The following is a 23,822-nucleotide window of genomic DNA, read 5'->3' on the forward strand; positions in this document are numbered from 1 at the left end:
GTCAGTCCTTCCCGAGCGAGCGGTCGCGCGTCACGTACTGCTGCAGGATCGCGAACGCGAGGATGATCACGGTGAGCACGAGCGCGAGCGCCGACCCGAAGCCGAACTGCCCGAGCGAGAACGCCTGCTTGTACACCTCGGTCGCCAGGGTCTCGGTCGCCCCCGCTGGACCGCCGGCCGTGAGGGCCAGGATCTGGTCGAAGATGCGCAGGCCCTGGATGATGCCGAGCGTGGTCGCGATCGCGATCGACGGGCGGATGGCGGGCACGGTGACGTGCCAGAACCGGCCCCAGATGCCCGCGCCGTCGAGCGCCGCGGCCTCCTCGACCTCGACGGGCACGCTCGCGAGGCCCGCGAGGTAGATCACCATCGTGAAGCCGGTCTGCTGCCAGACGACGGTGATCAGGATCGCCCAGATCGACCAGGTCGGGTCGGCCAGCCAGACCTTCTGCAGCTCCTCGAGGCCGAGGAAGCCGAGCAGGCCGTTGAGGGGCCCGTTGAACTGGAAGATGAACTTCCAGACGTAGGCCACCGCGAGGGGGCTCAGCACCACCGGCATGAACAGGAGGGTGCGCAGGAGGTAACGCGTCTTGAGCATGCGGTTGATCGCGAGTGCGTAGAGCAGCCCGAAGACGTTCGTGAGGATCACCGAGGCGAACGCGAGGAAGAGCGTGTTCCAGACGGCGCCGAGCAGCAGCGGATCCTGGAAGATGCGGACGAAGTTGTCGAGGCCGACGAAGTCCCAATCGCCCAGGCCGGTCCAGTTCGTGAAGGCGAAGAAGCCGCCCGTGAGCGTCGCGACGTAGTGCACGCCGATCACGAGGGCGATCGCCGGAAGGGCCCACCACCAGTGGCCGAACGTGATCAGGGGCTTGCGGCCCCTGCGACGTGGCGGCGGCGTGTTCCGTGCGTCGGGCGGCACGGTGATGGAGCGGGTGCTCTCCTGCATCGTCACGGTCATTCTGCTTCCTGACATCGTCGTCACGCGCTCCACTGGCATTCGAAGGCGCACGGCTACTCTCCCACGCTTGCGTCTAAAACACACATTAGTTGTCGCGATATCGCGTATAAGTACGGGGGGCCGTGGGCCGAGGCATCCGACTGGAAGGATTCAACGTTATGAGCGAGCACCCGTCGACGACGCCGTGGCCGGACTCCGATCCGCTGTGGGACGCCTTCATCGACCCGCCCGACGAGGCCCGCCCCCGCGTGTGGTGGCACTGGATGGACGGGAACGTCGACCCCGCGGGCATCGTGCGCGACCTCGAGTGGCTGCACGGCGTCGGCGTGCGCGGCGTGCAGCTGTTCGACGGGGGCATGGGCGGTCCGCTCGTCGTGCCCGAGGCCATCCGCCCCGGCTCCGAAGCCTGGGCGGAGGCAGTCGGCACGGCGGTAGGCACCGCGTCGGAGCTCGAGATGGAGCTCGCGGTCGCGACCTCATCCGGCTGGAGCGCAGCAGGCGGACCGTGGGTCGAACCGGTCGACGCGATGAAGAAGGTGGTCTGGTCGCAGACCCCGGTCGTCGGCGGCGGCGCGGTCGAGACCGCCCTGACCCCGTTGCCCGACGTGCCGGGGCTCTACCAGGACTGCCCGCGCTGGGGCGGGGGTGACGACGTCGCGCGCTTCGCCGCGGACTGGCGCGTGCTCGCCTTCCCGGCGGATGCCGCGCGCGAGCCCCTCGTTCCCGCCGAGGTCCACGCCTCGTCCCGGATCGGGGACTGGTCCTGCCTGACGGACGGATCGTTCGCCAGCACTCTCTCGCTCCCCCGCGATCCCGACGCCTGGTCGGCGGCGTGGGTCGAACAGGAGTTCGCGCAGCCCACCACCGTGCGCTCGGTCGTCGTGGGCCTGCCCGGACCACGCGGATTCGGCGCGGCCCCGCCGCCCACGGCGGTGCTGCAGGCGAGCGATGACGGCATCGGGTATCAGGACATCGTTGAACTCCCACCCAGCACGGTTCCGGCGCGCACCGCGAGCTTCCCCGCCGTCACCGCACGTCGATTCCGCGTGGTGCTGTCGGGCGCCTCGGCCGACGACGCCCTGCCGCCGATCGCCGACGGGGTGCGCGTTCCGCCGGTGCTGCGCAAGGCCGACAGCTTCCTCCTGTCGGAGTTCGCCCTGCGCACGGCCGGCCGTGTGGCCGACGCCGAGGTCAAGGCGGGGTTCGGTGCGGCGCCCGACTACTTCGCGGTGGAGTCGGACCCTCGCGTCGGCGTCGGCGTCGTCGAGGCATCCGCGGTACTCGACCTCACCGACCACGTTCGCGACGGCGTGCTGCGCTGGGACGCCCCGCCCGGCTCCTGGAGCGTGCTGCGCCTCGGCGCGTCGCTCACGGGGCAGACCAACGGCCCCGCGCCGGCGGATGCGACGGGGCTCGAGGTCGACAAGCTCGACGGCGAGCGCGTCAGCACGTACCTCGACGTGCACCTCTCGCGATTCGGCGGCGGCTTCGGCGCGCTGCTCAGCGACAGCATCGAGGCGGGCTCGCAGAACTGGACCGAGCGGATCCTCGAGCACTTCGCGCGCCTGCGCGGCTACGACGCCGGTCCATGGCTCCCGGCGCTCGCGGGGATCCTCGTCGGCTCGCCCGAGGCATCCGATCGATTCCTCTACGACTATCGCCGCACCGTCGCCGAGCTGCTCGCGGCCGAGTACTACGGAACACTCGCCGCAGAAGCGCATGGGCGCGGCATGACCTACTACGCCGAGGCGCTCGAAGACGGCCGCCCGCAACTCGGCGACGACCTCGCGATGCGCTCGCACGCCGACGTGCCGATGGGCGCGATGTGGACGTTCGACCCCGAAGCGGGTCCGGCGCCCACCTACCTCGCCGACCTCAAGGGCGCCGCATCGGTCGCGCACGTGCACGGCAGGCGCTGGGTCGGCGCCGAGGCCTTCACGTCCTTCGACCGGCCATGGGCCTCGTCGCCGCGCTCGCTCAAGCACGTCGCCGACCTGCAGCTCGCGCTCGGCGTGACCCGGTTCTGCATCCACACCTCGCCGCACCAGCCGATCGCGGCTCCGCCGCCCGGCATCGCCCTCGCGCCGTTCCTCGGGCAGGCGTTCACGATCAACGAGACCTGGTCGGGGATGGCACGGCCGTGGATCGACTACCTGGCGCGCTGCTCGGCCGTGCTCAGCGGCGGCTCGCCGGCGGTCGACGTCGCGGTCTTCGTCGGCGAGGAAGCACCCGTCACCGGGCTGTTCGCTCGCGAGATCGACACGACCGTTCCACCCGGGTTCGACTTCGACTACGTCGGGGCCGACGCGCTCGCGGACGTGCTGCGCGTCGAGGACGGCCGACTCGTCGCGCACGGGGCGAGCTACCGGGCGCTGGTGCTCGGAGGCTCGAGCCGACGGATGACCCTGCCGACGCTGCTCGCGATCGAGCGCCTGCTCGACCTGGGTGCCACGGTCATCGGGAATCGGCCCGAGGGCTCGCCGTCGCTCGCCGACGACCCACGGGTCGTCGACGAGGTGTGCGAGCGCATCTGGTCGGGCGCGCGGGCGAGCGGCGCGGTCCTCGCGACCGCGGACGTCGCCTCGGCCCTGCGCGAGCTCGGGATGCGGCCGTCGCTCGAGGTGACGGGCGCGCCGGTGCGCCGGATCTCGCGTCGCATCGACGGCCGGCTCGTGACCTTCCTGGCCAACCCGTCGAGCGAGCCGGTGGAGCTGGTGGTCTCGATGTGGGAGCCGACGGAACCCCTCGTCGCATGGGACCCGGTCCGGCTCGTGGCCGAACCGCTCCGCGTCGTCGGGCGCGGTGATTACGTAGTGGCGCTGCCGGCCTTCGGCTCGGTGTTCATCCTGCCCTCGGCCCACGCCCCGGCGCCCACCATGCTCGAGCAGCGCGTGGAGGTGACGGGCGACTGGGAGTGCACGGTCGGCGGCTCGCCGACGACGGCGATGCCGGGGCATCCGCGGTTCTGGACCGAGCTCGACGACGCGTCGCGGGCCTTCTCGGGGATCGGCCGCTACCGGCTCGCGTTCGCGCTGACGGAAGCGCAGGCGGCAGCGGATCGACTCCTGCTCGACCTCGGCACCGTGCGCGACCTCGCGCGCGTGACGCTCAACGGGGTCGACTGCGGCGTCGCGTGGACGGCGCCGTTCGTGGTCGACGTCACCCGGGCGGTACGGCCCGGCCGGAACGTCCTCGACGTGGAGGTGGCCACGCCGTGGCGGAACCGCCTGATCGCCGAAGCCGCCGCGCCGACCGGGGAGGTGTTCGCGCCGATGACCGCGGTGTTCGATGCGACCGCGGAGCCGATGCCCGCGGGCCTGGCCGGGCCCGTCGCGCTCAGTGCCGCGGTCCGCGCTTCGGCCGAGTGAGTGAGAGTCAGCGGATCAGCGGGGCTATTGCCTCGCATAATCAATACTAATGTCGGAATCAGGCGAATGTGTGACAGGCTGACTCTGCGGCCAGCGGCCGAGCCAGCACCCAACGGCTGGCGACAACGACGTCACGAAAGGCTCGACATGTCACAGCACCCCGCTTCGCGGCCCATCCGATGGGCGGCACTCCTCGCCGTACCCGTCACCGGGGCCCTGGTCCTCGCCGGCTGTTCCTCCGGCGGCGGCGGCGGCAACAGCACGGACGGCGCGGCTGAAGGCTTCAGCATCATGGTCGCCCAGGCCAACGATGCCGACGACTTCTACGCTCAGACGGCGAAGAAGTACACCGACGAGACCGGCGTCCCGATCGAGGTCATCCCCTACCCCTCCGACGCCTACAACACGCAGGTGACGACGCAGCTGCAGGCCGGCAACGCCGCCGACGTCATGATCCTGAGCCCCGGAACGGGCCAGGCCATCTCGGTCGTCACCCTGGCGGACGCAGGGTTCCTCGCCCCGCTCGGTGGCGACACGGCATCGGTCATCCCCGACGGCACCGAAGTGCTCTACGGCTCGGACGGCAAGATCTACGGGCAGCCCACCGCGCTGGCCCCCGTGGGACTGATCTGGAACGGCGCCGGCGCCGGCGAGGTCGGAATCGACGAATACCCCTCGACGTACGAAGACCTCCTCGCCGCGTGCAAGACGGCGCGCGATGGTGGGAAGTCGTTCATGGTCCTGGCGGGCGCGATGCCGCCCAATACCGGACTGCTCAGCCAGATCATCTCTGCGACTCGGGTGTACCAGGAGACTCCGGACTGGAACGAGCAGCGCGCAGCCGGCGACGTCACCTTCGCCGACAGCGACGGCTGGAAGGAGACGCTCCAGGACATCATCGACATGAAGGACGGTGGGTGCTACCAGGATGGAGTCGAGGGTGGAACGTTCGACAACATCACCGCCGGCATCGGCGGCGGCACGTCGCTGACCGCAGCCGTTCCCGGCTCTGCGGCGGCATCGATCGGCGGCGCAACGGGTCTCGACATCACCGTGCAGGCCTTCCCGCCCGCAGACGGCCAGAAGGCGTTCACGCTCGCCTCGGCGAACTACGCGTGGTCGGTCAACGCGAAGGCCGACGAGGCCAAGCAGAAGTCCATCCAGGCCTTCCTCGACTGGGTGGGCTCGCCGGAGGAGTCGAAGGCGTTCGCCGACCTGTCGGGCCTGGTCCCGATCTCGGGAGTGACCGCTGCCGACCTGCTGCCCAGCTACGAGCCCATCGGCGACCTCCTCGAGAACGGCGACTTCACGCCGCTTCCGCTCGAGACCTGGCCGAACCCGGCCGTCTACGACGCACTCGGCGTCGGCGTGCAGGGCCTGCTGACCGGCCAGAAGACGGTCGACCAGGTCCTGCAGGACATGGACGCGGCCTGGGGCGAGTAGCCCACCCTCGAGTGCGGCCGTCCGGGAATCCCGGGCGGCCGCACTCGTCTGTTCCACGGCCCAGAACGAATGACGATCGGCATCCGATGACCACTCCGACCCCCGAACGACTCCTGGCCCGCATGAGCTGGGCGGACAAGCTCGCGCAGCTCCAGATCATCTGGCGCCCCGGCGAGCAGGACGCGCTGGCCCTCGCCCGTGGCGGGATCGGGGCGCTGTTCTGGCCGCAGAGCGCGGAGCGCACCAACGCCCTGCAGCGTGCTGCGGTCGAGGAGAGTCCGCACGGGATCCCGCTCCTGATCGGGCTCGACGTCATCCACGGCCAGTTCACCATCTTCCCCACCCCGCTCGCGCAGGCGGCCAGCTTCGACGTGACCGTCGCCGAGGCCGACGCCCGCGTCTCGGCGGCCGAGGCGCGCTCGGGCGGGGTGAACTGGACGTTCTCCCCCATGGTCGACGTGACCCGCGACCCGCGCTGGGGTCGCGTCGTCGAGGGCTTCGGCGAGGACCCGCTCGTGGCGTCCGCCTTCGGCGCGGCCAAGGTCGGCGCCTATCAGGGCGCCGACCTGCGCAGCCCCGACGCGCTCGCCTCGTGCCTCAAGCACTTCGTCGCCTACGGCGCCGCCGAAGCGGGGCGGGACTACAACACGACGGATGTCTCGTGGCGCCGGCTGCGCGAGACGTACCTCGAGCCGTTCCGGCGCGGGGTCGCCGCGGGGGCCGCGAGCGTGATGGCCGCGTTCAACTCGCTCAACGGAACGCCCATGCACGCGAACCGGCGGCTGCTCACCGACGTGCTCACCCGCGAGTACAGGTTCGACGGGGTCGTGGTCGGCGACGCGGAGGGCGTCGCCCAACTCGTGCCGCACGGGGTCGCCGCCGACGAGGCCGACGCAGTGCGGCGATCGCTGGCGGCGGGCCTGGATGTGGTGATGGGCGGCCCGGAGCTCGCTCACGATGGCGTGGCGCTGCTCGAACCGTCCCAGGTCGACGCGGCACGGATCGACGACGCCGTGCTGCGCGTGCTGCGGCTGAAGGCGGCACTGGGGCTCTTCGAGAACCCCTACGCGGATGTCGCGACCGAGCGCACCGCTCCGACCCCCGAGACGCTGCGCGCCGCCCAGGATGCCGCGGAGCGGTGCGTCGTGCTGCTGAAGAACGACGACGCGCTCCTCCCGGTGCCCGACGCTCCGCGACGCATCCTGCTCACCGGACCGTACGCGACCAGTACCGATCACCTCGGCGCGTGGGTGCAGCACTTCGGCGCCCCGGCGGGCACGCTCGACGACGCGCTGCGCGCACAACTCCCGGCGGCGACGTGGACGACCGCAGCGGGCGCCGACTTCCTCGAACCGTCGGACGACCGGATCGCCGAGGCCACGGCGCTCGCACGCGAGCACGACCTCGTCATCGTGGCCGTCGGCGAGCCGAGCTCGATCTCGGGCGAGGCGAGCTCCCGCGCCGACATCCGCCTCCCCGGCGACCAGGAGCGACTCATCCACGCCATCGCCGACACCGGCGTGCCGTTCGTCGTGCTGCTGGCGACGGGCCGGCCCCTCGTCGTCGAGGACTGGATCGACCGCGCGCCCGCGGTGCTGCTCACGTGGCACCTGGGCACCCGGGGCCCCGAGGCCATCGCCCGCGTCGTGGCCGGCGCGGTGAACCCGGGCGGGCGCGTGCCGATGACCTTCCCCCGCGCGGTGGGGCAGATCCCGATCCATCACGACCATGAGAACACGGGCCGCCCCGCGCGCACCGGGGGCTCGCTTGCGGCGAAGCGCTGGGACGTGGGCCTGCAGGGTCCGAACAACCTCGACGACGAGTACACCTCGAAGTTCCTCGACCTCGAGCTCGGCCCGCGGTTCGCGTTCGGGCACGGACTCGGCTACACCGAGTTCCGCATGGGGGAGGCAACCGTCTCGAGCCCGCGCATCACCCGCGACGAGCTGCGCCGCGGCACGCACATCATCGTGACGGCGACCGTGCGCAACGTCGGCCGACGCGACGGCGACGACGTGGTCTTCGCCCACCTCGCGGATCCGGTCGCGTCGATCGCCCAACCGGTGCAGCGCCTGCGCGGATTCGCTCGCGTGCACGTCCCGGTCGGCGCCTCGGTGCGGGTCGCGTTCGAACTGGGCTGGGACGAGCTGGGCTTCTGGAACGACGACGACGAGTACCTCGTCGAGACCGGTGGACTCGTCGTCACCGTCACCGACGGAACCGGCTCCGTCGCGCTCCCCATCGAGATCATCGACTGAGGCGCGGGCGCACGCCGCGTCGGGGCCGAGCGCGGCTCGGGCCCTCCCGCGTCAGTCCGGTAGCGGCCGGTAGCGGAAGTCCCGGAACCGAGCACTGCCGACCCCTGTCGCGTAGAGCGCGGGCCGCAGGCTCAGCAGGTCGCCCACCGTGTTCGCGTGGTAGCCCGAGGTCTCGTAGCGCACGCCATGTCGGATCCAGTCGCCGCCCGGCAGCCGGTACCAGCCCGTGACGATGTGCTCCTCGTTGCGGATGCGCAGGGTGATCCGATCGGCGGATGCCACCGGCTCGCGCCAGTGGGTTCGGATGCCGCCGGAGTAGCTCAGCATCCGCTCGCCGTCGATGCCCATGCCGCAGAAGAGCCGATTGTTGAAGAAGAGCAGCAGCCCCGCCTCCGCTCCGCGGTCGAGCTCCACGTCGACCTCGATCTCGTACGAGTGATCGCCAGTGAGGATGGCGAGCGGTGAGGTGTCGGCGGGGGTGCTGCCCTTGGCCGACATCCGCAGGCCGTCATCGACCGACAGGCGCTCGGCTTCGCCGGGCGAGGGCGCGTGGAACGCCCACCGCTCCCCCAGGCGCAGGGTCGAGAAGTCGTCGTGGAACCCCGGCGACGGATGCTGCGCCGCCGCGCCGGCGGGCGCCTCGAGCTCCCCGCCGGGATCGACGATCGTCGTCTCCGGCCAGTCGTCGTCAGTCCACCGGATCGGCTCGAGCAGGATCTGCCGCCCCAGCGTGCGGAACCCGTGCTCGTACCCGTGCGAGACCATCCACCAGTCGTCGCCGGCGGGCCCCGGCACGAGCGTGGCGTGCCCGCGCGACCACCACCGCTCCGCGGCATCCTTCGTGCGGGCGATGGGGTTGCCCTGGTGGTTCTCCCACGGCCCATGGATCGACCGCGAGCGCGCGACGATCACCATGTGCCCGGTGGGCGGCCCGGCAGTGCCGCCCACTGCGCTCACCAGGTAGAACCACTCGCCGCGCCGGAACAGCTTCGGTCCCTCGAGGGCGTACGCCTCGGTGACCCACTCGTCGGGGTACCGCCAGCCGTCGTAGACCTGCTCGAGTTCGCCGACGGTCGAGTGCCCGTCGTCGGCAAGCGCGATGCGACGGATGCCGCTGACGAAGAGGTAGCGTCGGCCGTCCTCTCCCACGACGTGGCCCGGGTCGATCGCCCCGCGGATGCCGAGGTCGATCGGCGCCGACCACGGCCCCCGCATCGAGTCCGCGTACACGACGAAGATGGAGGCGTCGGTCAAGGTCGACCACGACGTCGGGATGAACGGGATGTAGATGAAGTAGCGACCGTCGTGCTCGGCGATGTCGACCGCGAAGGTGCTCCCGAGCGGTTCGGGCAGCGCCGAGCCCTCGTACGTCCAGTTCACGAGGTCGGAAGACCGGTAGAGCGGGAGGCCGGGGGCCGACTCGAACGACGAGTAGGTCATCCAGTACTCGTCGCCGACCTTGATGACGGCGGGGTCGGGGCGATCGCCGGGCAGGACCGGGTTGACGAAGGTCGTGTCGGTCGTGGTCATCTCGCGGCACCGACTTCCCGGCTGCCGACGACGGGCAGCGACGCCGCACTGCCCTGCGCCCGGGCGATCCACGAGGCCACGGCTGGGGATCCGGCGAATCGATCGGCGATCCGCAGGTACCCCGACGGGCTGGGATGCAGCCCGTCGGGGAGCTCGGCGAGGTCGTCCGGACCGAAGAGCTCCAGCCCGTCGAGGTACACGATTGCGGGGTCGTCCACCGACCGCGACGCGACGACCTCCCGCAGGATCTCCCGCACCGATCGCAACGTGAGCGGTGGTTCGAACAAGTCGGGTGCCGTGCTCGGCGTTCCTCGACGCTCGCCCGTCACCGGGTCGGTGACGGTGGGCCCCGGCGTGTCCTCGTGCATCGGGCAGAGGATCGGCGAGATCACGAGGATCGGCGTGGTGGGCGCGCCGTCGCGGATCGTGTCGAGGAAGCCGTGCACGGCGGGAATGAAGGTCCGCCGCTTCATGGTGTCGCCGCCGACGATGTTGATGCCGATCTTGAGACTGAACAGGTCGGCGCCGGAGTCCCTCATCGCCCGCGCGGTGAAGGGATCGAGGTGGGCGTTCGCGGCGAACCCGAGATTGGTGAGGTCGAGACCCAGCCGGTCCGCCGCGGCCACCGGCCACACCCCGCGCGGCGTCGTCGCCTCGATGCAGTGGCTGATCGAGCTGCCGTGGTGCCACCACCGGAGTTGCTCCAGGGACTCCGCCGGCGCGAGGGGCGCGTCGGCGCGCACGTCGCGGATCTCGACGGTGTCGGTCTGCGGAAGCCACACCACGACCCGCCGCGCTTCGCCGCCGGCTCCGCCCAGCTCGAAGCGCACGACTGCGGGCTCCCCCGTCTCGAACCGAGGGCCGCCGGGATACCCCAGGTAGTGGCGCGACCCACCCGTCGTGCGCACGTCGTCCACGGGCCGGCCGTCGACGGTCGCGGAGAACACCGCGGATCGCTCCTCGTCGGGCGCCCAGGGCAGGAACAGGCCGGTCGTCTGCACGGTCAGCTCGATCCACGTCGCCGCGGTCCGGAACTCGCAGCGCACACCCGAGGCCTGAGCGGAGGCGACGCTCATCCAGTCCGAGTCGAATCGTGCCCGCGCGCTCACGGGGAGGCGCAGCGGCGTCAGACCGGTCGGACTCGACTCGATGTCGACGTTGCCGTGCAGGCTCGCGCGGATCAGTTCGGTGATGCCCTGTCTCATGTCACTCCCGCGCCAGCAGCCAGTCCGCGACCGCCGCGATCGTGCGCGCCGCGGTCGGGTCGGACGGCTCGTCGATGTGCCCATGCCGCGCGCCCGGCTCGAGGTGCACCGCGACGTCGGCTCCGGCCCGCTCGAGCGTGGCTGCGAACGCCTCGCCCGACGGCCGCAGCTCGTCGTGCTCGCACACCACGATGAGCGTCGGCGGGAATCCGTGGCCGTCGTCGAGGCCCGCGAACGCCTGCGGATCGGCCAGCGTCTCCGTGGATCCGGCGAAGTTCAGCGACAGCTGACCGCTCGGCGACGAGAGGTCGAGCTCCGCCGAGGCGGCCGGGCCGTTCGGGTGGACCAACGGGTACACCAGCACCAGCCCGCCCGGCAGGGGCTCGCCCGCGTCGCGAAGCCTCGTCACCGCGCCCGCCGCGAGGGTCGCTCCCGCGCTCGCGCCGCCCAGCAACAGCGAGGCCGCGTCGACCCCGAGCAGTTCGCCGGCGGCGTTCCGCGCCCACCGCCATGCCGCCAGCACGTCGTCGGAGGGCACGGGGTAGTGGGCGTCGCCCAGGCACTTCGTGTAGTCGACGGCGACCACCGGAATGCCCCGCGCCGCGAGCTCCCGGGCGACCCAGTTGGACTCGGGCATGTCGAGGTGGCCGCCGATGAAGGCGCCCCCGTGCACCCACACGAGCGCACGCCCGGCCGGGGTCGCGGCGGCGTCCCGGTATCGGCGCACCGGGACGGGACCGTGCGGTCCCTCCACGATGTCGTCGACCGTCCCGACCCCCGCGAGATGCGGGAAGCGCCGGACGAGGGACGCCGTGTCGATGTCGGGCCGCGGGTCGGCCGGCTCGCCGTGCTCGGCCAGCCACCGGATGGCGTCGGGCACGGGCATGCGCCGGAAATCGGGCAGGCCCGCGACATCCGCCTCGAGTGCGTCGGTCTGGCTCATCGGACGATTCCTTTCTGCGTGGCGATCACGGCGGACGCATCCTCGTGCACGGTGCACCTCCTGTTTCGGTTCTGCCGGGTCATCGGTTCAGCTCGCCAGCGAGAGCACGCGGACCCGCGCGGCGCCGACGCGGTCCAGGGGAAGGATCCGGAGACGCTCGTCGCCGTTCAGGATCCGTGTCGACTGCCACTGTCCGCTGTGATGCGATCCGGCCTCGACGTGATCCCACTCCACGATCCGTCCGTCCCGGGAGAAGTCGAGGGACGCGTTCTGGCCCACGATGTGGAATCGGTCGTCTCCCAGCGCGACGACGAGGACGAAGGCCCGCGCATCCGCCGGGTTCGGGAACGCATCCTCGGCCTCGGTCTCGCTCGGTGGTATGGGTGGCGGCGGCGGACCCTCAACTCCAATGTCCAGGAGCATGCGCGTGAACAGCTCCTGCGTGTTGCGCGCGGTGAGGGTGTACTCGCCGAGCACGACGTGCGCCTCGCCCTCCCCCGGCTCGAGGACGACGCAGGCGATCCGCGACTCACGCTGGGCAGCGGTGATGAGTTCGGTCATGCCGACGAGCTCGGTGTACAGCTGCGACACCCGATTGCCCGGGCGGGCGTCCTCCACGCCGAACACCGACCAACCGATGGCCGCATGCCCACCGAACGCGCGCGCCGCCTCGGCCGCCCGGTACCGGCTCTCCGGGACGATGAGGGGGTTGTCGCCCATGGTGTACCACCGCATCGCCTCGGCCGAGTCATCCAGGTAGATGTCCGGACCGATCAGGCCGATCGATGGTGCCGCGGCCTGCCAGATGTCGAGCACCCGCCAGCCCGGGCCGCCGCTCGGATACAGGCCCGCCTGTTCCTGACCCGGCTGCGGCCCGATCCACGAGTTCACGTAGAGCGGGACGGGATGCGCCGCCGCCCCTCGGGCCGCGACGGCGTCGACGTACGTGCCGAACGCCCAGGCCATGAAGACCTCGTCGGCTTCCCACCCTGTCCCGAACAGCTCCGGCCAGGTCCCGTGCGCCGGCCGGCCCCGTGCGGCCCACAGCGTCGATGCCGCGAACCCCGCCGCCCGGTCGGACGTCAGGTGACGGAGCAGCGCCTCGGGGACATCGCGCTGCCATTCCGCCTCTGCGAGCGACGAGCGGTCACGGCTGTCCGCCAGGAGGCCCACCTCGTTCTCCACCTGCACCAAGGGGACCACACCGGTGACGTCGGCTTCGGCGAGGTGCCGCATGAATGCGGCGAAGGCGCGCGCGTCCGCCTCACGCAGCTCCTCGCCGAACACCGAGAGGGTCGGTCGCCGCATCGCCCCTGCGTAGGTGAACGCCGGCCGCGCGCCCTCGTTCGCCACTGCGCGAGGGAATCGTTCCGTGTCGGCCCGCACCCACCTCGGAGCGTAGGTGGAGTGGGCGTTCTTGAACGCACCGAACCAGAGGGGGACCCACATGAGACCGTGTCGACGTGCCTCGGCGAGCATCACATCGACGAGGGCGAAGTCGAATCGCCCCTCCTCCGGCTCCAGCAGGGCCCAGTCCACGGGAGCGAAGACGGTGTTCGAACCGATTTCGGCGGCTCGCGCGAACGCTCGCGCGATGCTGTCAGGGTGGGAGGAGGTCGAATTGTGGACCTGCCCTCCGATCAGCAATGTCGATCGGCCGTGCACGATCAGCTGGGTGACGTCCCCGGAGCGCTCGAGCCGAGCCGTGACGTCCATCGGTGACGAGACTTCAGCCATGTGTCGTGCCCCTTGGTTCTCGTCGCTCACGCCGGCTGCAGCGCGCGCATCGAACGACGGATGAGGTCGTGCTGCCGGCGCACGAGCACGAGCGGGTCGACCTCGCCGAGCTCGGCGAACGCGTGGCCCTCCCACTCGCTCGACCAGTAGCCGCGGTAGCCGCCCTCGACGAAGACGCGCACGAGCTCGGGGTAGTCGATCGCCGGCTCCTGCCCCTGCTCGTCGATGTCATAGAACTTGGCGTGCACGTGCAGGATCTGCGGCATGATGTCGGCCCACTCGCGCGGGTCGACGTGGCCGTGCATGTTGAATGCGAGGTGGGCGAACGAGCCCAGCCGGGCCGGGTCGAAGTCGCGGCCGCGCAGGTAGCCGATGAACTCCTCCTGGCGCTCGCGCATGGGCGCGTCGGTGGCCCAGATGTCCTGCAGGCGCTGCACGGCCTCGTCGTCGAGACCCGCCCGGCGAACGGCGCGCAGCAGCGTCGGCGACATCGCGTGCATCGTCGACGAGAAGTCGGCCACGAACCCGAGCAGCGGGGAGTCGAGCTCGGCGTAGGTCTCGCGCACCTTCAGGATCGGGTCGGCGTTCGGGCCCATCGGCGCGTGGATCTCGTAGCCCAGCTTCAGCTCGAGCTCCTCGGCAACTGGCAGCAGTCGGCGCAGCAGTTCGGGCTTCGCGCTCTGGATGCGCACGAGCGGGAAGCCGAGCTTCGCCGCCCCGCGGAACAGCGTCTCGCTGAACTCGAACTCCTCGTCGGGCGTCATGTCGCGGTCGCGACGGCGGCCCATGTCGAGGTTCGCGCCGAACGAGCTCGCGTCGAAGCCGTGCCGGTCGAACGCGTCGCGCCACGTGCGCACGAACTCGTCGGACACGACCGGGTAGGTCGGCAGCACTTGCGAGGCGACGATCTCGATGCCCGGTCCGATGCCGAGCTCGGCGACCCGGTCGAGCAGTCCCGAGAAGTCGTACCAGCCCGCGCGGAACTCGGCGCTGGCCGAGTAGAGGGTGAGGCCGAGCTGGAACGGGTCGGCCTCCGTCGCGGCCGGCGGCGGCGCGACATCCGTCACCATCGCCGGCACAGGCGCGTCGTGATCGGTGACCGTGAGCGTCAGCGACTGCCGCACGGAGTTCGGCACGTACATGCCGGGGCCGCCGTCGGCGCCGGGCGCGATCTGCATGTACGGCAGGCGCAGCTCGCCGACGACCTCGATCTCGTGCGTCTCGCCGAGCGCCACCGGCTCGGGCCGGCGCGCGATGAGCAGCGGATGCCGCTGCAGGTACCAGAGCACCTCGCTCTGCTGCGGCAGCTCGTCGATCGCGTACCGCACGCCGTCGAGCTCGAACGCGAGGTCCGCGGCATCCACCGCTTCGCCGTCGACGGTGACGCGCAGCGTCGAGACCGACGAGAGCCACAGGCTGCGGTACCACGGCAGCGTGAGCGAGAGCGCCAGGCCCTCGGGGTGGGCGCGCAGGCTGGCGTCGTCGATGAGTCCGTTCGGCATGGTGCGGTCCTGTCTGTGGTGGGGTCGGGGTCGGGGTCGGGGTCGGGGTCGGATGCCGCGGCTCAGTCGAGCCCCGCGGCGATCCGCCGGATGAGGGAGTGCTGGCGGCGCACCTGCTCGATCGAGCGCCACGGGCTGCGCTCCCCCTCGTACTCGCTGGAGAGGTAACCGGTATAGCCGGACTCCTTGAGGGCGCGCAGCACGGGCTCCCAGGGGATCTGCTGGTCCTCGAGGTGCTCGTCGATGTCGTGGAACTTCGCCTGGATGAACACGACGTACTTCGCGATGCCGGCGATGTCGGCCGGGTCGACGCCGATGCCGTCGAGGAACGCGGGCCGCCGGCCCGGCAGCTCGCCGGGCCGCAACGGGATGGGCCGGTCCTGGAAGATGCCGGTGTCGAGCAGCAGGCCGAAGTGCTTCGTGCCGGTGCGCTCGATGAGGTCGATGTAGTCGTCGACCACCGGGTGCTTGATCGGGGTGGGCGAGTGGATCTCGGGGCAGATCACGACGTCGAGCTCGGCGGCGAGGTCGAGCGAGCGCTCGACCGACTCGGTCCAGATCGGGTCGGGCACGAGGTCGCTCGACACCACCCCGATCTTCGGCCGCACGAACCGGAAGCCGAGCCGTTTCGCGAGCCGGAGGTCGCGCTGCAGCATCCCCGCGCCCTCCTCGGCGGTCAGCCGCCGGGCGTTCGGGCCGCTCGAGTGCAGGCGGGTGTCGATCCACGAGCCGTAGTTGGTGGGCTCGAGCCCGTACTGCTCGAGCAGGGCGAACCACCGGTCGATCCACTCCGTGGTGGGTTCGGGGTAGCCGGCGATGTGCCCCTCGCCGAGGATCTCGACGCCCGTGGCGCCGACGTCGGCGACGTGGGCGAGCGCCGTCTCGAGGTCGAGCACCGTGCCGTAGTCGGTCATGTAGCTGTAGAGCGAGACGCCGTACCGGAACGGCCCGCCGTCGCCGTCGGGCGAGAGCGTGATGTGCCGCGTCTCCCGGTAGGTGCTGGGCTGGTGCTCCTCGGGGATGTACGACATGCGGAGCCGCAGCTCGATCGAGACCTCGTGCACGCCCTGCGGGAGCCCGCCGTCGAGCGGCACGGTCACGATCGCGGCCTCCTCGAGCGGCCAGCGCACGCCGTCGCCGTCCCACAGCTCGGCGAGCGAGTACGTGCGCCCACCGAAGGTCCAGCGCGGCACCTCCGGGCCGACGTCGACGAGGTCGCCGACGCGCACGGCGATGCCGTCGATGAGCGACGCCGCCATGCCGCGATACGACGGCATGCGCACGCGGAACTGGAAGCCGGTGACCCGGTCGCCCTCGCGCAGGTTGCGGAATCCGGTGGATTGCATGAGGTCTCGCTCGAGAAGCATCGTCGCTCGTCTCTGTCGGTTCGGTGCGTGGGTCGGTCGGTCGTTCGGGCGGTCGGTTCCGGTCGCCGGTCAGCCGGCGACGGATGCCGCGGCATCCGCTCGGGCCGAGAGCTGCTCGACCGCCTTGCGCGCCCCACGCACCGCGATCGCCACGCTCATGAGCGTCGGGTTCATCGCCGTCGCGGTGGGGATGAGGGCGTTGCCGCCCACGACGAGGTTCTCGACGCCCCAGACGCGCGACCACGGGTCGGCGACCGAGGTGCCGTCGTCGGCCGGGCCCATGCGCATCGTGCCCTGGTAGTGCAGGCTCGACCCGTTCGGCAGCAGGCGCGGCTCGGCGACGAACGCGCCGAGCGCCTCGCCGGCCCGCCGCAGCCGCACGGTGGCCACCTCGATCTCGGCGCGCTCCGCGTCGGTGAGCTCGTACTCGATCGTCATGTTCGGGAAGCCGCGGTAGTCGGGCTCGGCGTCGTCGAACGTGACCGCGTCCTCGTAGCGCGGGAACTTGCGCATGCCGTAGCCCATGTTCACGTAGCCCCAGCGATTGCGGGCGAGGGGCGCGTCCTCGGGCATCGGGAACGGGGTCGTCTCGGAGTACATGACCTGCAGCGAGAACGGGTGGTCGGGCTCCGAGAACGGGATGCGGTTGACGGCCGCGACGGGGTCGGCCGCGTTCGTCGCGCGTCGGGCGAGCTCCTCGTCGAGCTGCTCCTCGGTCGCGAAGCGGCCCATCTTCTCGGCGTCGAGGGCCACGGTCGAGATCACGACGGGGTGCTCGGTCAGGTAGTGCCCGAGCGCCGCCGGGCGGATGCCCGACGCCCACAGCAGCTGCGGCGAACGGAACGCGTCGGCGGCCACCACCACGAGGTCGGCGGGCACGAACGAGGTCTGCTTCGTGCGCAGGTCCTCCACCGTGACGCCCGTCACCACGTCGCCGTCGCGCTCGATGCGGCGCACGAGCGTGAGGTCGCGCAACTCGAACCGCTCGGCGAGCGGGTTGCCCGGCTCGATCAGTGGCCCGAGCACGGCGTCGGCGCCGGCCCAGCGCATCGTGCCGTCGGGCTGCGGGTCGCCGGCGACGGGCAGCGTGCTCGGTCCGTAGCCCTCGGGCAGCTCGCCGGCGAACTCCTCCTCGAGCAGCGAGCGGATGCCGCCGCCCACCGCCGAGTCCGCGAAGGCCGCGCTCTGCGCGTGCAGCAGGCCCTCGGCGACGACGATGAGGTCGTCCCACTCGGCGTCGTCGATGAACGAGACCTTCTCGCTGAACGACGGACGCGGGATGGCGCATGTCCAGTGCGCCCCCTGCCCGCCGACGTTGGTGGCGCCCGCCGCGGCGGGGAAGGTCGGCGCATGAGCCGAGCCCTCGCCGCCGAAGTCGAGCAGATGGGTGCCCTGACGGGCGGTGAACATGCCCTCGACGACCGTGCCGGCGGGGAGGCCGAGCGACTCGCGGAACCGCCCCGCCTGTGGGCCCTGCGAGAGCTCGCGGGCGCGGGCCTTCTCGTCGGGGTCGGCGATGTTGCGCACGCTTTCGCCGGGCCGCTCGGTGAGCTGCGGGCCGGCCTCGAACATGACGACGCGCGCGTCGGGGAGCCCCTCGAGCAGGAGGCGGGCGTACGCGGAGCCGATCGGTCCGCTGCCGACGACGGCGATGGTGGGGTGGTGGGACATGTGGGTCTCCTCTTCGAGTCTCACGCGGTGAGGGGTTCGGTTGCGACATCCGCCGCGGGTTCGTGTTCGTCGGACAGGCGGCCCGACGGGAGCAGTACGGCCGCGACGATGCCGAGCGCGTAGGCGAGCGCGAGCGCGGCGAACACCGGAGCGAGCACGTCGCCGTAGATCTGCGCGACCTGGGCCTGCACGTCGGCCGACGATCCGTGCACGAGCTGCGGCGTGAGCGTCGAGGCGTCGAGCGAGGCGGGCAGCCGCGCCGCGACCCCGACGCCGATCACGCCGCCGATGACGGCGGTGGCGACGGTGGCGCCCATCTGCCGCACGAGGTTGACGGTCGCGGTGATCGTGCCGGTCTCGTTGCGCGGCACGGCTCCCTGCACGACGGCGACGATGAGGCTCATGAACGAGCCGGTGCCGACGCCGACCACGAACATCACGGCCATGGGCACCCAGAGCGGCGTGCCGACGGGCAGCAGCGACATCACGAGGAGCCCGGCGGCGGCGAGCGACGTGCCGCCGATCGCGTAGACGCGGTACCGCCCGGTGCGGCTGGCGAGCCATCCGGTGGAGAGGTTCGCCACGAGCATGCCGAACACCGTGGCGATGGGCACGAAGCCCGACACCGTGGCGCTCGTGCGGTAGGCCATCTGGAAGTAGGTGGGCAGGTAGGCCGTGACCGAGAAGAGCCCGACGCCGATGATCGCCGAGAGTGCCGTGCCCGCCGCGATCGTGCGATTCGCGAAGAACCGCAGCGGCACGATGGGCTCGACGGCCCGCAGTTCGATGAGGAAGAAGGCCGCGAACGCGATGGCCGAGATGGTGAACGCGACGACGGCGGCGGATGCGGCGGCCGGGTCGCCGATCCACGTGACCGCCAGCACGAGTGCGACGAACGCGATCGAGAACGAGACGGCGCCGGCGACGTCGAACCGTCGCGGTGCGCCGACCTCGACGTGCGGCACGGCGAAGACCGCGAGCCCGAGGGCCGCGAGGCCGAACGGGATGTTGATCCAGAACACCCACGGCCAGCCCCAGTAGTCGGTGATGAGCCCGCCGAGCACGGGCCCGACGAGGATCGCGATCGGGAACGCGGCGCCGATGACGCCCATGTACTTCGGGCGCTGCCGCGGCGTCGTCACGTGCGCGACGATCGTCTGCGACATGAGCTGGATGCCGGCCGAGCTCATGCCCTGCGTGATCCGTGCGACCACGAGCCACGTCATGTCCTGCGCGAAGCCGCAGGCGACGGATGCCGCGAGGAACACGACGAGCGAGGTGAGGAATACGAGCCGGGGCCCGACGAGGTCGCCGAGCTTGCCGAGCACCGGCAGGAGCACGGTGCTCGCGAGCGTGTAGCCGACGACCACCCAGCTCATGTGCTCGAGCGCGCCGAGTTCGCCCGCGACGGTGGCGAGCGAGGTCGCGACGATGGTGTGGTCGAGCGCGCCGAGGAAGGAGACGGTGAGCAGCGACGCGATGAGGAGGCGCAGCCGGAGAGGAGAGAGGGTCATTCGATGATCGCCCGAACGATCGGACAGTCGACGCGACCGAGTGTGCCCTCTCCGCACCGTCACGGCGAGGAACGGATCCGAGCGGATCCCAACGTCAGGTCGATTCTATGCGTTCTTCCGTCTGAAATCAACCAAAGGTCGCGATCAGGTGCGGGCCGCGGCGATGGCGGATGCCGCGTGCGCGTCCTGCAGCAGGGCGGCGAGGTCGCCCGGCATCCGCTGCTCGGCCAGCGCGTCGATCGCGCGACGCAGGGACGCACGCTCACCCGCCTCGAACACGGCGGGCGCCACGAGTCGGCCGCGCGCCGTGCTCGTCGTGAGCTCGCACCGGCCGATCGGCTCGTCGAGCTCGAACTCGGTGGTCGTCTCGCCGAGCGCCTGCACGCGCAGCAGCGAGCCCTCCGGGCGGGTCACGGCGCTCAGCATCGACCCGACGACACGACCGTCGGCGCTCGAGCGCAGCAGCGCGGTGCCGCCATCGGCCGTGTGCGCCGCCGACGCGACGACCAGGTCGGTGTCGGCGAGTGCGCGCATCCAGCCGACCGCGTCGCGAAGGGTCGCAGCGAGGTCGCCCGCGGACGCCCGGCACTCCGCGACGATGACCCGCGGGGGCACGCCCTCGCGGTGCGCGACCGCGAGGGCGACGAGGTCCTCGCGCAGCCGCGCACGGTGCACGACGACGGGCACGCCGACCTCGGCGGCGAGGTCGGCGAGTGCGGCGACCGCGTCGAGCGGCACGTCGTGCGGCTCGGCCGCCACGATCGCGGCGGCGCCGGCGTCGATCGCGCCCGCCGCGGCATCCCACCAGCGGGCCGCCCCGTCGACCACGACGATCGCCCCGGCCGCCTCGTCGGCGGCCTGGGCGCTCAGCGGCAGGCCCGCGACGGCGACGCGGTACCCGGCGAGCTCCGCGACGACGGGGATGCGGCGCGTCACGACCGTGCCCCCGCCCGGATCGCGTCCGCCGCGGCATCCGCGAGGCCGACCGCGAAGAGGGCGTCATCGAGCACCTCGTGGTACTCCATCGTCGCCGAGCCGTCGAGCAGGTCGGCGAGCACCCGCCACTCGCGCAGGTAGCCGTCGTCGGCATCGCGCCGATAGGTGGTGGTGCGCAGGTCGCCGCGGCGCACGCGCACCGTCGCGCTGCCCGCGTGCACGAACGAGGGCGGGAACTCGACGTCCACCCGGTCGGTCGACGTGCCGATCGTGAGCCGCCACACCGGATCGGGGCCGTCGGGGAGCATGACGGCGGTCAGCAGCACGCGCACGCCGCTCGAGCGGAAGCCCACGGTGTAGCCGATGGGCGGAACGGCCGCGGCGAAGTCGACGCCCTCGAAGTCGGGGGCCAGGTCGCGCACGGCGGGCAGGTCGTGCACGGCGAGGCCGAGCACGAGCTGGCGCACGACCGCGGCCGCCACGTGCGGATCGGCGAGGTCGGGCGCCCCGCGGGATGATGCGCCGGCCGGCCCGGGAGCGAGTTCCGTGACGGCGGCGTGGAAGCGGCCGTTCGGCGGCAGGGCCACGGTGGCCGAGATCGTGCGCACGTCGGACTCGAGGGCGACGAGGTGGTGCTTGGCGCGATCCCAGGCCTCGTCGTAGAAGTGATTGGTGGCGACGAGGAGCGGGATGCCCGCCTGCCGGCAGGCATCGACCACCGATCGCGCCTCCTCCGCCGTGGTCGCGAGCGGCTTCTCGCACAGGATCGCGCGCACGCCCGCGGCGATGCTCTCGTGGATCTGCCGTGCGTGCTCGGCCGGCGGGCTGCAGATCGCGACGACCTCGACAGCGGGATCGGCGAGGAGCGCGGCGGTGCCCTGCGAGGTCGCGGCGCCGACGCCGGCGGCGAGCGCGGCGGCGCGGCCGCTGCCGTGGTCGGCGACGTGCACCACGGTGAAGCGATCGCCCAGCCTCGCCAGCGTGGGCAGGTGCAGTGCACCGACCCCCGGCCCGGCCCCGATGATCCCGACGCCCCACGGCATCCGACCACCTCCACGCGTCATCGCCCGAAACTTGCTACTTCCGCCTCGACTATACAAAAGTTGGAGCGCTTCGTGGCTATAGTCGGCACGAAATCGGCCTCGAATCGAGCTCGTTGTGTCAGAATCGGTGCATGACACGCGAGTCAACCCTCCGATTCGGGGCCCAGACCGACGAGGTGACGAGCCTCCTGCGCATCGTCAACATGGTGCGCACCGGCGAGGCCGCCACCCGGCCCGAGATCGGGCGGGTCACCGGCCTCGGCCGCGGCGTCGTGACGCAGCGCGTCGACCAGGCGATCGAGATGGGCTTCCTCGCCGACGGCGAGTACGGTCCGTCCTCCGGCGGGCGCGCGCCGCGCACGCTCCGGTTCCGCTCGGAGCAGGGCCGCATCATCGTGTGCGCGCTCGGCGCCCTGCACATCCGCGTCGGCATCGCCTCGCTCGACGGCGACATCGTCGAGCATGCGCATCGCGCGTGGGACATCGCGCACGGGCCCGCCCAGACGATCGACACGGCGCTCGAGATGCTCGACGAACTCCTGGCCCGCCACGAGGACGTGCCCGTCTGGGGCGTGGCCGTCGGCATCCCGGGACCCGTCGACTTCGAGACCGGGCGCCCCGTCGCCCCGCCCATCATGCCCGGCTGGAACGGCTTCGACGTGCGCCGCCGCTTCGAGCAGCGCTTCGACGCCCCCACCTGGGTCGACAACGACGTGAACCTGCTCGCGTTCAGCGAGCGCTCCCACCGCCACGAGGAGGCGCTCGACCTCATCTTCTGCAAGGTCGGCTCCGGCATCGGCGCCGGCCTGCTCTCGCACGGGCGCATCCACCGCGGGGCCAACGGTGCGGCCGGCGACATCGGCCACGTGCGCGTGCGCGACTCCGAGACCGTGTGCCGGTGCGGCAAGATCGGATGCCTCGAGGCCGAGGCCGGCGGCTGGGCGCTCGTGCGCGACGCCGAGCAGGCCGTGTCCGAGGGCGCGGGCGGTGCGCTCGCCCGGCTGGTGGAGTCGGGCGAGCAGATCACGCCCGAGGCGATCTCGCTCGCCGCGGTCGACGGCGACGCCCTCGCGATCTCGCTCATCCAGCGTTCCGCGCGGCTCGTCGGCGAGTCGATCGCGGCGCTCGTCAACATGTTCAACCCCGCGGTCATCGTGATCGGCGGCGCGGTGTCGGCGGCGGGCGAGGTCTTCCTCGCCGAGGTGCGGCAGCGCGTCTACGAGCTCTCGCTGCCGCTCGCCACGCGCGACCTCAGCATCGTGCGGTCGCACGGCGACGAGAAGGAGCCACTGCGGGGCGGTGCCGAGATGGTGCGCGAGCAGCTCTTCGAGACGACGTTCCCGCGCTGGTTCGCCGAGGGCCGGCCGCTCATCCGCGACGTGATGCCCGAGGCATCCTGAATCACTTCTTCCTCTTTTCGACTTAAGCGCGTATCTTTTCGTCTGAACACGACGCGAAGGAGCGCCATGCCCGACTCCAAGATCCCGACGCTCATCATCACCGGGATGACCGACGTGCACCATGACTGGCGGTCGACCACGCCCGCGCTGAAGGAGCTGCTCGAGGGCACCGGCCGCTTCGACGTGCGCGTCACCGAGGAGTTCCGCGGCGCGACATCCGCCACCCTGGAGCCGTACGACCTCGTCATCCTGAACTACTACGGCCGGCGCGACCCGTGGCGCGACGTCCCCGAGGAGCGATTCGGCGAGTCCGCCGAGCAGGCGCTGTTCGACTTCGTCGCGAGCGGCAAGGGCCTCATCGCGTACCACCCGACGCTCGCGGGCGGGGTCGGCTGGGACCCGGAGTACGAGCGGCTGCTCGGCGGCGTGATGCGCGAGCGGACCTCGCGGCGCGCGCCGAACAACGACTTCCTCATCCACACCGCTGAGCAGCACCCCATCACCGCGGGGTGGCCGGCGGAGTTCCCGCACTACGGCGACGACCTCTACGTGGGGCTCGAGTGGCCCGAGGGCGTGACGAAGACGATCCTCCTCACCGGATGGGACAACCCGCTGCGCTACACGCAGGTGCCGTCGCAGTGGCGCGCGCTCCCCGGCATGGGCGAGGAGCACCCCGTCGCCTGGACCGTCGAGTACGGCGCCGGACGCGCGGTGTCGATCGGCATCGGCCACAACGTCGCGGCGATCGGCCACCCCGCGTTCCGGGCGCTGTTCCCGCGCAGCGCCGAGTGGGCCGCGACCGGCGAGGTCACGATCGCGACACCCGACGACCTCGGCGAGCCGGTCGAGGGCGGCGACTGGTGGCCGACGACGCTCGAGCCGATGGTGCGGCAGATGTTCGACGAGTGGGTCGCGGCCGGCGAGCCTGCGGCGCAGAAGTGAGC

16 protein-coding genes are annotated in these 23,822 nt (G+C 71.7%); 5 read left to right on the forward strand and 11 right to left on the reverse strand.

The features are described 5' to 3' along the window. Nucleotide 1 precedes the first annotated feature (1 nt). Complete coding sequence (locus EDM22_RS06380) at nt 2-961, reverse strand: carbohydrate ABC transporter permease (protein ID WP_122936232.1); 960 nt, start codon at nt 959-961, stop codon at nt 2-4. Between the two features lie 158 nt (nt 962-1,119). On the opposite strand from EDM22_RS06380, the gene EDM22_RS06385 reads away from it, so the two are divergent. The 3 genes from EDM22_RS06385 to EDM22_RS06395 all read left to right on the forward strand — a co-directional run bounded on the left by EDM22_RS06385 (nt 1,120) and on the right by EDM22_RS06395 (nt 8,030). Next, nucleotides 1,120-4,329 carry a glycosyl hydrolase gene (locus EDM22_RS06385; RefSeq protein ID WP_122936233.1) on the forward strand — a complete coding sequence of 1,070 codons (3,210 nt, stop codon included), beginning with the start codon at nt 1,120-1,122 and terminating at the stop codon, nt 4,327-4,329. A 147-nt stretch (nt 4,330-4,476) separates the two neighbouring features. Beyond that, nucleotides 4,477-5,772 carry an extracellular solute-binding protein gene (locus tag EDM22_RS06390; protein WP_122936234.1) on the forward strand — a complete coding sequence of 432 codons (1,296 nt, stop codon included), beginning with the start codon at nt 4,477-4,479 and terminating at the stop codon, nt 5,770-5,772. An 86-nt stretch (nt 5,773-5,858) separates the two neighbouring features. After that, nucleotides 5,859-8,030, forward strand: coding sequence for a glycoside hydrolase family 3 N-terminal domain-containing protein (locus EDM22_RS06395; RefSeq protein WP_122936235.1), 2,172 nt, complete (start codon nt 5,859-5,861; stop codon nt 8,028-8,030). 51 nt (nt 8,031-8,081) lie between these two features. Here the strand turns inward: EDM22_RS06395 and EDM22_RS06400 are convergent, their stop codons facing one another. The 10 genes from EDM22_RS06400 to EDM22_RS06445 all read right to left on the reverse strand — a co-directional run bounded on the left by EDM22_RS06400 (nt 8,082) and on the right by EDM22_RS06445 (nt 21,478). Further along, the gene (locus EDM22_RS06400; RefSeq protein WP_122936236.1) at nt 8,082-9,560 is read right to left on the reverse strand and encodes a family 43 glycosylhydrolase; all 1,479 of its coding nucleotides are present in this window, start codon (nt 9,558-9,560) and stop codon (nt 8,082-8,084) included. Next, nucleotides 9,557-10,765 (reverse strand): GDSL-type esterase/lipase family protein, encoded by a 1,209-nt coding sequence (locus EDM22_RS06405; RefSeq protein WP_170964044.1) that lies wholly within the window; start codon nt 10,763-10,765, stop codon nt 9,557-9,559. The genes EDM22_RS06400 and EDM22_RS06405 overlap by 4 nt, the downstream gene beginning before the upstream one ends. A 1-nt stretch (nt 10,766) precedes the next feature. Further along, nucleotides 10,767-11,708 carry an alpha/beta hydrolase gene (locus EDM22_RS06410; protein WP_122936238.1) on the reverse strand — a complete coding sequence of 314 codons (942 nt, stop codon included), beginning with the start codon at nt 11,706-11,708 and terminating at the stop codon, nt 10,767-10,769. Nucleotides 11,709-11,795: 87 nt separating this feature from the next. After that, entirely contained in the window at nt 11,796-13,475 is a 1,680-nt protein-coding gene (locus EDM22_RS06415) for a DUF5597 domain-containing protein (protein WP_212591903.1), read from the reverse strand. Next, nucleotides 13,472-14,947, reverse strand: coding sequence for a C-glycoside deglycosidase beta subunit domain-containing protein (locus EDM22_RS06420; protein ID WP_122936240.1), 1,476 nt, complete (start codon nt 14,945-14,947; stop codon nt 13,472-13,474). The genes EDM22_RS06415 and EDM22_RS06420 overlap by 4 nt, the downstream gene beginning before the upstream one ends. A gap of 62 nt (nt 14,948-15,009) precedes the next feature. Beyond that, nucleotides 15,010-16,314 (reverse strand): C-glycoside deglycosidase beta subunit domain-containing protein, encoded by a 1,305-nt coding sequence (locus EDM22_RS06425; RefSeq protein ID WP_122936241.1) that lies wholly within the window; start codon nt 16,312-16,314, stop codon nt 15,010-15,012. Between the two features lie 69 nt (nt 16,315-16,383). Next, nucleotides 16,384-17,985 (reverse strand): GMC oxidoreductase, encoded by a 1,602-nt coding sequence (locus EDM22_RS06430; protein WP_122936242.1) that lies wholly within the window; start codon nt 17,983-17,985, stop codon nt 16,384-16,386. A gap of 20 nt (nt 17,986-18,005) precedes the next feature. Beyond that, a complete protein-coding gene (locus EDM22_RS06435; RefSeq protein ID WP_122936243.1) occupies nt 18,006-19,499 on the reverse strand; it encodes an MDR family MFS transporter in 1,494 nt (497 codons plus the stop codon). A gap of 144 nt (nt 19,500-19,643) precedes the next feature. Continuing rightward, nucleotides 19,644-20,435 carry a hypothetical protein gene (locus EDM22_RS06440; RefSeq protein WP_122936244.1) on the reverse strand — a complete coding sequence of 264 codons (792 nt, stop codon included), beginning with the start codon at nt 20,433-20,435 and terminating at the stop codon, nt 19,644-19,646. Further along, complete coding sequence (locus EDM22_RS06445) at nt 20,432-21,478, reverse strand: Gfo/Idh/MocA family protein (protein ID WP_122936245.1); 1,047 nt, start codon at nt 21,476-21,478, stop codon at nt 20,432-20,434. The genes EDM22_RS06440 and EDM22_RS06445 overlap by 4 nt, the downstream gene beginning before the upstream one ends. 131 nt (nt 21,479-21,609) lie before the next feature. On the opposite strand from EDM22_RS06445, the gene EDM22_RS06450 reads away from it, so the two are divergent. Next, complete coding sequence (locus tag EDM22_RS06450; RefSeq protein WP_122936246.1) at nt 21,610-22,878, forward strand: ROK family protein; 1,269 nt, start codon at nt 21,610-21,612, stop codon at nt 22,876-22,878. A 66-nt stretch (nt 22,879-22,944) separates the two neighbouring features. Beyond that, on the forward strand, nt 22,945-23,820 hold the full coding sequence (locus tag EDM22_RS06455; protein WP_122936247.1) for a ThuA domain-containing protein: 876 nt from the start codon (nt 22,945-22,947) through the stop codon (nt 23,818-23,820). Nucleotides 23,821-23,822: the final 2 nt, after the last annotated feature.

This window comes from Agromyces tardus, from assembly GCF_003710805.1.
GTDB lineage: Bacteria > Actinomycetota > Actinomycetes > Actinomycetales > Microbacteriaceae > Agromyces > Agromyces tardus.